11 protein-coding genes, 1 tRNA gene and 1 pseudogene are annotated in these 13,704 nt (G+C 68.4%); 6 read left to right on the top strand and 7 right to left on the bottom strand.

All coding sequences use genetic code 11. The features are described from left to right. From CIB93_RS27350 to CIB93_RS27340, 3 genes are all read left to right on the top strand, one after another. Window positions 1-366, top strand: a 366-nt coding sequence (locus CIB93_RS27350) for a heterodisulfide reductase-related iron-sulfur binding cluster (protein WP_257002406.1), incomplete at its 5' end; no start/stop codon positions are given. 246 nt (window positions 367-612) lie between these two features. Then, on the top strand, window positions 613-1,767 hold the full coding sequence (locus tag CIB93_RS27345; RefSeq protein WP_096630681.1) for a VCBS repeat-containing protein: 1,155 nt from the start codon (window positions 613-615) through the stop codon (window positions 1,765-1,767). 128 nt (window positions 1,768-1,895) lie between these two features. Beyond that, the gene (locus tag CIB93_RS27340) at window positions 1,896-2,861 is read left to right on the top strand and encodes a Yip1 family protein (RefSeq protein ID WP_096630679.1); all 966 of its coding nucleotides are present in this window, start codon (window positions 1,896-1,898) and stop codon (window positions 2,859-2,861) included. Between the two features lie 94 nt (window positions 2,862-2,955). On the opposite strand, the gene CIB93_RS27335 is transcribed toward CIB93_RS27340, so the two are convergent. Both CIB93_RS27335 and dcd read right to left on the bottom strand, forming a co-directional pair. Beyond that, on the bottom strand, window positions 2,956-3,456 hold the full coding sequence (locus CIB93_RS27335) for a phosphoribosyltransferase (protein ID WP_096630678.1): 501 nt from the start codon (window positions 3,454-3,456) through the stop codon (window positions 2,956-2,958). Window positions 3,457-3,462: 6 nt separating this feature from the next. Continuing rightward, complete coding sequence (gene dcd, locus CIB93_RS27330; RefSeq protein ID WP_096630676.1) at window positions 3,463-4,038, bottom strand: dCTP deaminase; 576 nt, start codon at window positions 4,036-4,038, stop codon at window positions 3,463-3,465. 497 nt (window positions 4,039-4,535) lie between these two features. Between dcd and CIB93_RS27325 the strand changes: the two genes are divergently transcribed. From CIB93_RS27325 to CIB93_RS27315, 3 genes are all read left to right on the top strand, one after another. Next, window positions 4,536-4,609: transfer RNA gene (locus CIB93_RS27325), tRNA-Gly, on the top strand. A 732-nt stretch (window positions 4,610-5,341) separates the two neighbouring features. Then, on the top strand, window positions 5,342-6,784 hold the full coding sequence (locus CIB93_RS27320; protein ID WP_257002405.1) for a hypothetical protein: 1,443 nt from the start codon (window positions 5,342-5,344) through the stop codon (window positions 6,782-6,784). Next, complete coding sequence (locus CIB93_RS27315) at window positions 6,781-7,167, top strand: hypothetical protein (protein WP_179500264.1); 387 nt, start codon at window positions 6,781-6,783, stop codon at window positions 7,165-7,167. Before CIB93_RS27320 ends, CIB93_RS27315 begins: the two co-directional genes overlap by 4 nt. 84 nt (window positions 7,168-7,251) lie before the next feature. Here the strand turns inward: CIB93_RS27315 and CIB93_RS27310 are convergent. From CIB93_RS27310 to CIB93_RS27290, 5 genes and pseudogenes are all read right to left on the bottom strand, one after another. After that, window positions 7,252-8,052: pseudogene (locus tag CIB93_RS27310) on the bottom strand (tyrosine-type recombinase/integrase); the annotation flags it as partial. 198 nt (window positions 8,053-8,250) lie between these two features. Beyond that, entirely contained in the window at window positions 8,251-10,023 is a 1,773-nt protein-coding gene (locus CIB93_RS27305) for a M14 family zinc carboxypeptidase (RefSeq protein ID WP_218839806.1), read from the bottom strand. Window positions 10,024-10,406: 383 nt separating this feature from the next. Further along, on the bottom strand, window positions 10,407-10,727 hold the full coding sequence (locus CIB93_RS37535; protein ID WP_143660095.1) for a hypothetical protein: 321 nt from the start codon (window positions 10,725-10,727) through the stop codon (window positions 10,407-10,409). Between the two features lie 384 nt (window positions 10,728-11,111). Beyond that, a complete protein-coding gene (locus CIB93_RS27300; RefSeq protein ID WP_096630673.1) occupies window positions 11,112-11,900 on the bottom strand; it encodes an alpha/beta fold hydrolase in 789 nt (262 codons plus the stop codon). 681 nt (window positions 11,901-12,581) lie between these two features. Then, window positions 12,582-13,700 (bottom strand): acyl-CoA desaturase, encoded by a 1,119-nt coding sequence (locus CIB93_RS27290; RefSeq protein WP_096630671.1) that lies wholly within the window; start codon window positions 13,698-13,700, stop codon window positions 12,582-12,584. Window positions 13,701-13,704 lie beyond the last annotated feature (4 nt).

Genomic DNA, 13,704 nt, shown 5'->3' with positions numbered 1-13,704 from the left:
CGCGAGATCATCGCGAAGGTCCCCGGCCTCCGCAACGAGGAAATGCACCGCCACAAGGAACGCGGCTTCTGCTGCGGCGCCGGCGGCGCCCGGATGTGGATGGAAGAACGCATCGGCAAGCGCATCAACACCGAACGCGTCGACGAAGCCCTCGCCCTCAACCCGGACATCGTCTCCACCGCCTGCCCCTTCTGCCTCGTCATGCTCACCGACTCCGTCAACGGCAAGAAGAACGACGGCCAGGCCAAGGAGTCCATCCAGGTCGTGGACGTCTCCCAGCTCCTCCTGGAGTCCGTGAAGACCCCCACCGACCCGACCGGCGACCCGGACCAGGTGGACGCACCGGAGCCCGAACCGGCAAAGTGACGTAACGCATCGGCGTGATGAGCGGCCGGACCTGCCTCGGGGGCAGGACCGGCCGTTTTTCCGTGCCCGGAGCCCGCACGTACCGGGGGCGCCCGGGACGTGACGACCGCCGCATGTGAGTCCGGACATGTACGCGACGACGTATCTGGAGCATCATGTGCCCCGGACGATCCGCCGCACCCCCAGAACCCTCGGGCCCGCGCCGGAAGCACCCGCACCACCGGACGACGACGGACGAGGCCTCCCGTGCGCAGACGCATCACGCACCTCACGCCCCCGAAGGCGAAGACCACGGCCAGGACCACCGCCGCCACCCTCGCCGCGGGCTGCACGGCCCTGCTGCTGACGCTCACGGCCTGCGCAGGCGCGTCCACGGCCGACACCCCGTCCGGCGACAAGAACGGCGACACCCCGCCGAAAACCCAGGCGCACGCGCAAGCGCGGGCGGGCATCCCCCGCATCCCCGTCCCCCGCGGCACCGGCAGCCGCGTCCCGTACGACTTCAACGGCGACGGCCACCGCGACCTGGTCATCGACGGCCTGGTGAAGGCTCCCGAGGACAGCCACGGCGACGACGCGGGCATCGGCATCGTCTACGGCACCGACGACCGCCCCCTGGACCCGGCCGCCCGCCAGCTGCTGAGCGCCCGCGCGAACGCGGCGAAGTACGGCGACACCCTGCCCGCCGCGTTCGACTCCGAGGCGGCCTGCGACCTGGACCGGGACGGCTTCACGGACCTGATCGTCTCCACCGACCCCCCGTACAACGGCATCGGCGCCCCGCCCGTACCCCTCCAGCTCCTCTTCGGATCGCCCGAGGGCCTCACCGGCAAGGCGGTCACCCTGCGCATCCCGCAACAGACGAGGTTCGGCAACGAGTGGCCCGAGCTGCCGGTGTGCGGCGACTTCGACGGCGACGGCCGGACCGACCTCGCGGTCACCGCCGGCGCGGGCCAGGTGACCTTCCTGCACGGCCCCTTCACCCGCACCGGGGCCCCGCGCAGCGCGGAACTGCTGCCGGACGGCGGCCCGTACCTCTACGCCCCCGAGCCCAGGCGGGACACAGACGGGGACGGCTACGACGACCTCGTCGCCACCACCCGCCCGCACGCCCCCGGCCAGGCGGGCCGGGGCACCCTGCTCCTCGGCTCGGCGAAGGGCCCGGTGCGCCCGGGCGGCGCGTACGCGTTCGCGACGGAGGAACTCCCCAAGGCCCCCCTGCACACCACAGGCACCACCCGCACCACGCTCCTGGCGCACGGCGACTACGACGGCGACAGGAAGACGGACACGGTGGTGCAGACGTACCGGGGCGAGCGGCAGGACCTGATCGCCCTCTACCCGGCGGGTAGCACGAAGGACCCCGTGGTCACCTTCTCCACTGCGCTGTTTCTCCCCTGAACTCCCCCTGACCGCCTCTCCCCCCAGCCTCCCGGCGGCCCCTAGGGGATGTCACAGCTAGGCCGCAATGGCGGACGGGTTCCCCGGGCCCCCACTCCCCGTCCCCGACGACCAGGTACGTTCGACGGGTGGCTGGATTCAGGATCGGACGCGGCCGGGACAACCGCACCCCGCAACAACCGCAGCAGCGGCAGCAGCCGTACGGAGGGCAGGCACCGCAGCCGCCGTACGGGGCTCAGCCGTGGCCGACGGCAGGAGGCCCTGGCAGCGGCTCGGCGCCACCGCCGCACGGAGCCCCGCAGGGCGCCCCGTATGACAACGGCGGCTACGCCCCGCAGGGCCGGGCCGGATACGGACAGGGGCACGGGCACCGCGGACAGGGGCACGGCGGCCACGGCGAGCCGGAGTACTTCGGCGACCCGTACGCGGACCCCGCCCCCCACGACCCGTACGCCAACAACCCGGGCCACACACAGGCGTTCCGCGTCGACGAGGACCCGTACGGCGACGGCAACACCTACCGCGCCGGTCACGCCCCCGCCCAGCCCGCGGGCCCGCGCCTGCGCTGGAAGGAACTGCTGACCGGCATCGTGACGCGCCCCGGCCCGACGTTCTGGCAGATGCGGGACTACCCGGTCTGGGGCCCGGCGCTGGTCGTCACGTTCCTCTACGGCCTGCTCGCGCTGTTCGGCTTCGACCAGGCGCGCGACGAGGCGATCAACGCGACGATCTCGACGGCCGTCCCGTACGTCATCTTCACCGGCGTCGGCTTCGTCATCGGCGGCCTGGTCCTCGGCGCGGTGACCCACACCCTGGCCCGCCAGCTGGGTGGCACGGGCGCGTGGCAGCCGACCGTGGGCCTGTCGATGCTGATCATGTCGATCACCGACGCGCCGCGCCTGCTCTTCGCCGTCTTCCTGGGCGGCGAGAACGCCCTGGTCCAGATCCTGGGCTGGCTGACCTGGCTGGCGGCCGGGGCACTGTTCACGTCGATGGTGAGCAAGTCGCACGACCTGCCGTGGCCGAAGGCGCTGGGGGCGTCGGCCATCCAGCTGATCGCGCTGCTGTCGATCATCAAGCTGGGCACGATCTGAGCAACGACGCGAGAAGGCCCCCGAAGCGCGAGCGCTCCGGGGGCCTCTTCGTGCCGCGTGCGCGGGACAGACCCAGGGACAGAACACCTAGGCGCTAGGCGTCGAGGACCTGTCCGTCCCGCCGAACGACGGGCTTCTCCACACTCCACGGGAAGTTGATCCACTCATCGGTCTTCTTCCACACGTACTCGCACTTCACGAGGGAGTGGGACTTCTCGTAGATGACGGCGCTGCGCACCTCGGCGACGTGCTCGACGCAGAAGTCGTGGACGAGCTTGAGCGTCTTGCCCGTGTCGGCGACGTCGTCCGCGATCAGAACCTTCTTCCGGGAGAAGTCGATCGCATTGGGCACGGGCGCCAGCATGACGGGCATCTCCAAGGTGGTCCCCACCCCGGTGTAGAACTCCACGTTCACCAGGTGGATGTTCTTGCAGTCCAGCGCGTAGGCGAGCCCGCCCGCGACGAAGACCCCGCCGCGCGCGATGCTGAGCACGACGTCGGGCTCGTAGCCGTCGTCGGCGACGGCCTGCGCCAGCTCGCGCACGGCCCGCCCGAAGCCCTCGTAAGTAAGGTTCTCCCGCACGTCACTAGCCATGGTTGATCACACCTGGGTCCGATGGAAGTTCTGGAACGACCGCGAGGCCGTCGGCCCCCGCTGCCCCTGGTACCGCGACTCGTACCGCTCGGAGCCGTACGGGAACTCCGAGGGCGAGGTCAGCCGGAACATGCACAGCTGCCCGATCTTCATACCCGGCCACAGCTTGATCGGCAGCGTGGCGAGGTTCGACAGCTCCAGCGTCACGTGACCGGAGAACCCGGGGTCGATGAACCCGGCCGTCGAGTGCGTCACCAGCCCGAGCCGCCCGAGCGAGCTCTTGCCCTCCAGCCGCGAGGCCAGATCGTCGGGGAGCGAGATCACCTCGTACGTGGACGCCAGAACGAACTCACCCGGGTGCAGGATGAAAGCCTCATCGCCCTCCGGCTCGACGGTGCGGGTCAGATCGGGCTGTTCCACCGCCGGGTCGATGTGCGGGTACCGGTGGTTCTCGAACACCCGGAAGTAGCGGTCCAGCCGCACGTCGATGCTCGACGGCTGCACCATCGAAGGGTCGTACGGATCAATACGGACTCGGCCGGCGTCGATCTCGGCCCGGATGTCCTTGTCTGAGAGAAGCACGTCCCGAGGATACGCAGAACGCGCGAGCCCGCCCCAACCGGACCACCCGCGCGCACTGCTCCGCGCCTCTTCCTGCCCTCGCCCCTACCGCCGCTCGACGGCCACCGGCACCGCCTGCCGCAACCGGGCACACCGAGGACACCGGATCAACCGCCCCGGCCCGATCCGGTCGGCCCCGAGCTGCTGCATCGGGAACGACGAGGTAGCGAAAACGTGCCCTTCGGCACAGCGGACGAGGGTGCGCTCCATCGACTGCATCAAGTCCCTTCCCCAACCACATATGGACGAGAAAGCCACATTAGGGGATGAACAGGACGCCGCCCCACGCGGCACTCCGACTCCCCACGCTACGCCCCCAACTCCCGCCAACCACACCCCCGTCCACCCCACTCCTCACCCCGCGCACACGAGAAGGAGACCCCACGGCTCATCCGCCGGGGGCCTGACATGGGGTAGAGTGTTGAGCGGTGCAGCGCCGGTGATCATCGGCATGCTTCGCGGGTGTAGTTTAATGGTAGAACATGAGCTTCCCAAGCTCAGAGCGCGAGTTCGATTCTCGTCACCCGCTCCACGAAAAAGCCCCAGGCCAGCGGCCGGGGCTTCTTTGTTGTCTAGACCTCTTGCGGTGCGGCGTGCCCTTCGGGCCCCATCTATGGGGCCCGAAGGGCTTGCGCCCAGACCGCCGACGGGACCAGCGGACGGTTGAAGTATCCGCTCAGCACGGCCGGCGTCGGCTTTCAAGACGTTGCCGATCTGCTGTGTGTCGGCCGAGGCTGGGGCGCTTCTGAGACAGAGATAGCCATTCGCCAGCGGAGGAGTTCCGCCGTGGTCGAAGGTGGGGCCTTCATTGGACGGCCCTCGGGGGAGGTGGCAGGTGCCGCTGCTGTCTTGGAAGGCGGGAGTGCCCCGCGGACGCACACCGGACTCTGATGCCGGACAGAAGTCGGAGCCCGTTCCCCAAATACCAGTGAACGGCAAGACTGGGCGGCCGCTGGCCTACGTACCCGGCCAGCGCCCCGTGCGGTCGGAGTACGCTCAGCGAGATCCAGCGCCAAGCAGCAACTCCGTCATTCGGGGGTTGGCTGGCTCCGTGCACGAGCGAGTCAACAGGATCATGCAGGCACGGGACTGGGTCGGGCGATGGCAGGACAAGATCCAGGGAAGGCCCCAGCGCCCCATTCGGGGTCTAGACGAGTTCACCGGGGAGCCTCTCGCGCAGTGGGCTCTGGCAAATGTGCTGTACGCGCGAAAGCGGCCGGTGCCGTCCTTTGGATTCGCGTTGGCTCCGGTACTCACCCACAGCGTGGCGGCACGACGACAACGTCGCCTCCGCTTCACCCTGTTGCTGGCCACGTCCCTCTATATGGCAAGCACTCACCCACTGGGACTTGCGGCGCTCATCCTGGCCATGCTGGTCTGGCAGTTCCTCACCGGGCGGGCCGGTCGAGCAGTCATCCGCTGGGGTTTCAGCGCACTGGTTCCGACTGTCCTGCTTGCTGCAGCCCTGCTTGCCCTCTGGACCTTCGTCAAGCCTCATCAGCCGATGCTGCGCGACGCCGTGGTGGAAGCTCTTATCGTCGCTCCTCACCTTCTCATCGGTACCACAAGCATTCATCTTCTTGACCGTTTGGTGTGTCACGCCTATATGCAGTCACTACGGCCTAGCCGCACACAACTGGCCAAACGTCCCTTCCTCGCCCCTTACGCTGCTAAGAAGATTGCTTCGCACGAAGTCTCAGAGCAGTGGCAAAGCATTGCCTACCGCAGGGAAGGCAATGTAGACCGCTTCGTGGGAGCCGGCCTCGATTCGTGGATGAGGGGTGCTACCCGCATCCAGCTAACGTCAGCTCGCACAAGCGATGAGGAAGAAGACAATCTTTCGGCCACTGGTGCGTTCGATCTCGATGCGAGCCAAAAGTTTGAGGCGGACGAACTCCTGGACAAGGTGCGTGACGAGCTAGAGGAACTTCGCGGAGCTCTGGTTGAGACCCACGCCCTACCCAACTGCGATGTGGCCGAATTCCTAGGGGTTCCAGAGAGTCGATGGAAAACCTTGAGGCAGAGTAGGGGCGGTGTCAGCAAGTCAGAGTGGCCGGAAGCTACTGAAATGTGCACCGAGGCCCGTGACGCGCCAACCGGCCACTTCTCTCGTAGATACCTGGCTGCGCAGGTCATCGCATGGGACGGGCAGATTGTGGTGACAGTCTTCGCGCACGCTGCGTTGGAAGGCAACACCCTTCACTTCGTTACCCGTCCGCATGTCCACGCCCCATTGACCCCTTCGGCGAACGTTACTCCCGCGAAGGGTTGGGACCTCGCCAGGAAGCTGGCGGAAGCGCCGCTTCACGCGGTCGGAGACACCGTCGCACTAGCTGCCTGGGCCTACACAGCAGTCGGCCGTGGCCTCGGACTGCTGAGCGCGGCAACCACAGCCGCAGCCGCTGTTCGCCCAAGGGACGACGGCAAGCCCGTAAGCCTTCGAGAGCACTGTGGCCGGGCGACGACCGAGGATATGCACCAGACCGAGGACGTGCAGCGCTACGTTTCGATCCTCCAGTCGAGGATGTTCAGCACTGTGAGCGCCTTTCTCGCTGACCACGGTCTGGCCACCGGAGACTTCAAACGCCAGGCCATTGCCATCACACAGAACTTCATCAGCGGCGACAACAACCAGGTGAACACCGGAAATCTGGGCGGCGGTATGCAGCAAGGCTCCGCGCCTGGCAGAACCGAGAAGGCGGGATGACCATGCGTTTTGGACGAGCGAACACAAGTGGCGGCACCCACGTCACCGGCAGCGGCAATCAAGTCAACACCGGCAGGGTCGGCGGCGACATGCGCCAAGTCCAAGTTTCGGGACGTGAAGCAGACGATCCCAGGCTTTTGGCCGCGCAGGCCAAACTCGCCGAGTTGGCAGCCGCCCTGGACTCGCACGCTGGCGAAGTCCACAGCATCGACAGCTGCCGACAGGCCGTGGCCAGAATCGACGAGGAGCTTCGCGAGCCGACGCCGGACGGCCGCCGCCTTACCGAAACCTTGGAGATGCTTAGCCTCGCGCTTGGCTCTGCCGCGTCCTTGAACTCGCTCGCCGACTCGCTTCGAAGCGCGATCCAGGTGCTGCTCAGCTGAATGTGTGGCCTGCCGATCGGCAGGCCACACATGTGGGACACGCGAGCTGGGCGAGGAGAAGGCTGCCGCCCCGCCCAGCTATTTCTACCGCTCGGCCAGGCGGCTCGCCTCCTTGGCCCTTTGGCGTCCTTCCCGCACCCGTACGTCGATGCCCTCCGCCACCTCCCGCTGCCGCTCCCCGTCGGAGTGCTGGTAGATCAGCGCCGCCTTCTCCGAAGACTGGCCAGCACGGACCATCGTGTCCTTGAGCGTGGCCCCCGACTGGGTGGACAAGGTGTGGCCGGTGTGGCGGAGGTCGTAGAAGCGGAAGTCCTCCGGCAGGCCCACCTTGGCGCGGGCCCTGCGCCACTTGTGGCCGAAGGTGGACCGCCGGAATGGCGCTCCCCGCTCGCCGACGAACAGGAGGCCGTTGGGCTCCTTCTCCGCGTACCAGTCCAGGTGGCGTTTCACCTCGATGTACAGGAAGGCCGGGAGGAAGACGGTTCGGCGTCCGGCGGTCGACTTCGTGTCGCCCTCGACCCGACGGCCGGTGGTCAGCTCCGGCGCGGCGTCGCTGATCCTGGCCGCGAGCGGTTCGAGCGTGACGTCGGGCCGCCGCAGCGCCGCCTGCTCCTCCGGACGCATCGGCCCGTAGGCGCCGAAGTACACCATCAGCCGCCACCTGGGGCCCATGGCGTCCGCGAGCGCGTCGACCTGTTCGACGGTGGCGGTAGGTCGTTCCTTGGCCCTCTCGCTGCCGACGCCCCTGATCCGGCAGGGGTTGCGGCGGATCAACTCGTCGTCGGCGGCCGTCTCCATGATGGCCTTGAGGAGGCGGTACGGCTTGGCGACGGTCGTCGTGCCGGTTGCCTCCAGCCGCTCGGCCCGCCAGGTGCGCACACCGGGCTTTCGCGGTGAAGAGTGTTGCGAGGGATGCAATTTTGGTACGAGCGCGGACAACGCACTCGCCGAGTCCTTCAACACGACCCTCAAACGCGAAACGCTCCATGGCGCCCACCGCTTCGGCGGAGCCCGCACCTGTGCTCTGGCGTCGCGTGCCGCCCGGGTCCGGCATGGCGTGCCGGACCCGGGCGGGTGGCCGAGTCAGAGGGAGAGAGTCCAGGTGTCGAGGGTGCCCGTGTCGTACCGGGCGGTGTCCTGGACGCGGAGCGACCACGTGCCGTTGGGCGCTTCGCCGGACAGGTCGGCCGTGTAGGTCTCGTGGATGTCGTCGGCGCTGTCCCCGCCGCTGGCGCTCTTCAGCGCATAGACGGTGCCGTCGGGGGCGATCAGGTCGACGACGAGGTCACCGCGCCAGGTGTGCTCGACGTGGACCTCGACGGTGCTGGCGTCCGACGCGTTGCCGGTGCAGCCCGAGATCTCGATGCTGCTGGTGACGGCTGGGCCGTTGTCGGGGATGGCGACGTTCGTCCCGTTGGTGGCGCTGCACTCCGAGGGCGGGGGTGTGGTGCCGCCCCCGTAGGGGTTCTCGGCGTGCTCCGCCGCGTAGACCAGCATGGGCTTGACCTGGTTCCAGAACGTGTCCTGGCAGGAGTAGCTGGGGTGGAAGCCTCCACAGGTGCCGCCGGAGGGGCCGACCTCCCAGGTGAAGCTGGGCACACCGAGGTCGTCGTAGGCCCAGTCGTCGTGGCTGCCGCTGGCGTTGTAGAGGATCTCGCCGGGCTGGCCGTACTGCCAGCCGCCCGCCAGGTTCGCCATGTCCTTGGCCATGGTGCGCAGCGCGGCGTCGTTGCCGGTGTCGATGGAGGAGTTGAATCCCCAGGGGAACAGCACCATGTTGGAGTAGCTGTGCAGGGTGACGAACATGCCCTGGGTGTCGGAGTCGGCAGGGGCGTTGTCACCGGCGGGGCGGGTGTCCGGGAACAGGTCGCGGTAGAGGGCGTGGAGGGCCTGGGTCTCGGTCTCGGAGTCCGCGGAGGGGCCCTTGTAGACCTTGGAGCACGGGTTGGAGCTGGTACCGGCGCCGCCCCAGTGGCTGCCGTTGTTGCGGTTGAGGTCGATGCCCTCACCGCCGTAGGAGCCCTCGGAGCAGCCGCTGCTGTGGCTGTGGTTGGCGTTCTTGCGGTGCCACTGCTGCCCGCTGGGCCCGCCCGTGAAGCCCTGCTGGACCATGTCGACGCCGTCGGGGTTGCCGATCGGCACGACCCAGATCTCCCGGTTGTCCAGGATCTCGGTGGCCGTCGGGTCGGTGCCGTAGCCGTCGGTGAGGTAGTCGATCCAGCGGTAGGCCATCTCGCCGGTGCTCAACTCCCGGGCGTGGACCTGGGCCTGGACGAGGAGCCGCGGTTTGGAGGAGTCCGGGCTCAGCCGGCAGTCGCCGGACTGCTTCTTGGTGATGCAGATGGCTTTGAGGTCGTAGCCGTTCGGCCGGCCGGTGGCCTTGCGCCAGGAGTCGCCGACATCGAAGACGGTGGCCAGGCCGGAGTGGTCGGAGGCGACCTGGTCCAGGTGGGCGTACTGGGCATTCACCGTGCGGTAGCCGCCGTAGTAGGTCTCCTCGGCGACCTCGGCGGTCAGCCGCGGGGCCTGGCCACTGCGCTTGGGCGGCCCCCAGGGGGCTGGGCTCAGCCGCTGCTCGACGGTGGCCTCCAGTCCGGCGGCCCTGAGGTCCTCGGCGGTGCCGGCGTCGCCGAGGACGAACAGGTCGTCGCCCTCGCGGTCTTCGATCAGGTCGAAGCCGGCGAGCTTGCTGTCCGCCGCGTGTGCTCCGTCGTGGACGCGGTAGACGTAGGGGCGTTCGTCCTGCGTCGATGCGGGGTTGTCGGGTGGCGGGGCAGCGGCACCGTAGCCGGTGCCGACCACCAGCGCGGCCGTCGTGGCGGCCGCGACCAGCCAGAAGGTCTTTTTTCTACGCACGTGAACCTCATTCAGTGGGGGTAGCGGTCGGTTACCGCCGTATGACGAGGTGGTGCTGCGACTGTAGTCATGGACATGATTAGCCAGAGCTGTCGGATCTGTGAATGCGCCGGTGCCTGCGATCCCGGACAATGTCCGATTCCCACGCCATCCGACCGGCGCGGAAGGCTGAAACACACTCTTGACGGTGGCTGGAGTGCCAACCCGGCGTCCGGGCGCGCCCGGCGGTCCCGTCGGCGCCAGAAGGTACACATGTTCCTGTGAGAACCGATCGGTTTCGGCCCTGCCGAGAACGACGCGTACCTCGCCCTGCTCGATCTGAACCGGGCGACGACGAAGGAACTGGGCGAGCTTCTCGGCGTCCCGGCGCCACTGATCGAGCATCAGCGCGGTGAGCTCGCCCGGATGTGGTCGGACGTCGAGGAGCCGGCGGGCCAGCCTCGCGCCGGTCCGGACGCCCCCGGTGGGGCGTTTCCGTCGTCGAACTGCTGGGGGGCGAGGACGCGGTGATCGCTGCGGTGGCCCGCGCCCAGCTCCAGGCGCGGGACGAGGTCAGCTCCGTCAACGCCCGCCCTGCGTCGGCGGTACATCGGCGGTGGCTCGGGCAGCCTCGACGACCTCGAACTCAACCGGCTGGCGGCCGGGGTGTCCCAGTGCGTCCACTCGCGCGAGGCACTGGAAGCGCCGGAGACCCCGGAGGCCATACGGTGTGCATCGAGGCTCTGGTCGCGCCCTGCGGTGTGGTGCGGCCAGCTCGAACGAGCGGGACAGGTGGGCGGGCGCGGACCCCCTCGCGGGCGCGGGCCTCCACCCGCTCGCACTACTACCGCACCGGTGGGAACGGTCAGCAGGAGTGTGATCCCAGCACCAGCAATCACACCCCCGTTGCCTGCTCCACGCATCTGACCTGCGCGAATCCATCCCCAGATCATGGGATTCCCAAGCTCAGAGCGCGAGTTCGATTCTCGTCACCCGCTCCACGAAAGAGCCCCAGGCCAGCCGCCCGGGGCCTTCTTGTCGGCCCGGAGCGGAATGCGGATGTCGCCGACCGGCTTTCCCACGCAGGCCGTCCGCCGTCCGCTGCCTTCTCACCGCTGCGGCACCGCGGTGACAAAGTCCAGGACGAGTGGGCTTGCGACGGTGCGAAACTCTTCGAAATAGGCGTGCCGCGCTCCGGGAATCATGTGCAGCCGGGCGCCCGGGACGCGGTTCGCGAGCAGGGGGGCGTTGGCGGCGGGATTGAGCAGGTCGTCGCCGCCGTGCACGACGAGAGTGGGTGCTCTGACCCCGGGCAGGAGCTGCCAGGCGTCGTGCTGATTGCTGGCCACCAAGTGGCGGCGCCGGGCATGGGCGGGCATCTTCGGGTCGCCGAGTGTCCGGTAGGGGCCCGTGTGGGTCGCCAGCCAGGCCGGGGTGTACATCAGCTCAAGAAGGGACTGCCGCGCCGCCCCCGGCCGTGCTTGTACCAGCGACCTGCCCACGACACTGTCGCGTTCGATGCCGTGCGGTCCGCCGGGTGACGTGCAGCCGAGAACCAGGGCGCGCACCCGGTGCGGGTGGCGGGCCGCGAGTTGCTGGGCCACGCGTCCGCCCATGGACGTGCCGTACACGTCGGCCCGGTCGACACCGAGGTCGTCAAGCACCGCGATCACATCCTGGGCGAAGAGCTCGGTGCTGTAGGGCTTGTCGGGCTTCTCGCTCTCCCCCGTGCCGCGGTAGTCGAGGGTGAGGGTGCTGCGGGCCGCGTGGAAGTCGTCGCGTACCCCGTCCCACCAATGGTGGTTGTTCGCCTGACCCGCCAGAAGGACCAGCGGCGCCCCCTCGCCCTGGACCTGGTAGGCGATCCGGACCCCGTCAGGCGTCGTCGTGTGCGGCATTCGACTTTTTCCTCCTCACAGGCCGGATTCAGCGCGCGTCATGGCGTCGAGAACGCCCGGCCGGCCCTTCGCCGACCGGGGACACCCATCATTCAATACGGCAAGGACGGTGTAATCAGAGCGCTCACCGCTGTGCTTCGCTTCTCCGTGCCGTCTGCGGAGCAATCCAGGAGCGAACCCGCGCCACCACAGCAGCCGTCCGGTCCGGCATGATGACCACCTCCCATCGCCGACGGGGCACGGCCGGGCGTCCCTGGCGTGGTCTCGCCCTGGACGTGTATGAGCAGCACACGGGCTACCCGCCGGCCGGCCCCAGCAGCTCCGCGGTACGAACGTGGACCAACTCGCGGCGTGCCCGTTCCGCTCACTCGGTGGGCTGGCAGTCGCGGGAGGCGACGGGCTCGACCTCATCGCCTGGGGGCCACGGAGACGCGCAGCAGTGACGTCACCAAGGGCTTGAGGAGCGGCCGGCCGATGACGCGTTCGGTCGCGGCGATGTGTGCCGGATCGGCGGGTGGCGCCGGCGCTGCGCAGGTTGCCGCGCGTGCTCGGCCAGCCAGTTATCGATGCGTGTCCACGACTCACTGATCGGTGTGTGAGACGGTGCCGAGCCTTGCCGCCGGGCGCGGTCTTCTTCCAGCAAGCCCGGTACGGTCGAAGGGTCTGAACCCGTGCCGGGAGTCAGGCGGCGATGAGGTCCTGCTCACGGTCAGGCGTTCTGACCTCGGGCTGCCTGTTCGGCAGTGCGAGCCGGAAGACCTTGTGCCACGCGGAGAACACCTGCTTGGGCAGCGGGCCGGTGACGTACTCCAGCTCGTACTTCTCGAACAGCGCGCGCACCTTCACCGCGACCTCGGCGTACCGGTTGCTCGGCAGGTCCGGGAACAGGTGGTGCTCGATCTGGTGCGACAGGTTGCCGGTCATGAAGTGCATGGCCTTGCCGCCGCTGATGTTCGCCGAGCCCATCATCTGACGCAGGTACCACTGGCCGCGGGTCTCGCCCTCGATCGACCGGCGCTCGAAGACCTGTACGCCCTCGGGGAAGTGCCCACACATGATCACCGAGTGGGTCCAGACGTTGCGGACCAGGTTCGCGGTGAACGTGGCGGCGAGTGTGGTGAGGAATGAGGGGCCCGACAGCAGCGGGTGGATCACGTAGTCCTTGAGCACCTGCTTGCGGATCTTGCGGCCCACGGCCCTGGCCCGCGCGCGGAACTCCGGGTTCTTGCGGCGGCGCTTGCCGAGGTTCTTGCCGAGCTCCAGGTCGTACGCTGCGATGCCGTACTCGAAGAAGCAGGCGTTGAGGAAGTTCCACAGCGGCTGGCCGAGGTGGAAGGGTTGCCACTTCTGGTCCTCGTCGACGCGCATGATGCCGTAGCCGAGGTCGTTGTCCTTGCCGATCACGTTGGTGTACGTGTGGTGCAGCTCGTTGTGCGAGTGCTTCCACTGATCGGACGGCGAGACGTGATCCCACTCCCAGGTGGTGGAGTGGATCTTCGGGTCGCGCATCCAGTCCCACTGACCGTGCAGGACGTTGTGGCCGATCTCCATGTTGTCCATGATCTTCGCCACGGACAGCCCGGCGGTGCCGATCAGCCACGCGGGCGGGAAGATCGAGAACAGCAGCACACCCCTGCTGACCAGCTCCAGCTTGCGCTGCGCCGAGATGACCCGGCGGATGTAGGCGGCGTCCTTCTCGCCGCGGTCGGCGATCACCTCGTCGCGGATCGCGTCCAGTTCGCGGCCCAGTTCCTCGATCTGCTCCGCGGTCAGGTGTGCGGTGGGGTCGATGGCGGTCAAGGTG

Origin of the sequence: Streptomyces sp. WZ.A104, from assembly GCF_002382885.1 — a bacterium.
GTDB lineage: Bacteria > Actinomycetota > Actinomycetes > Streptomycetales > Streptomycetaceae > Streptomyces.
This window is presented reverse-complemented; position numbering and strand designations above follow the sequence as displayed.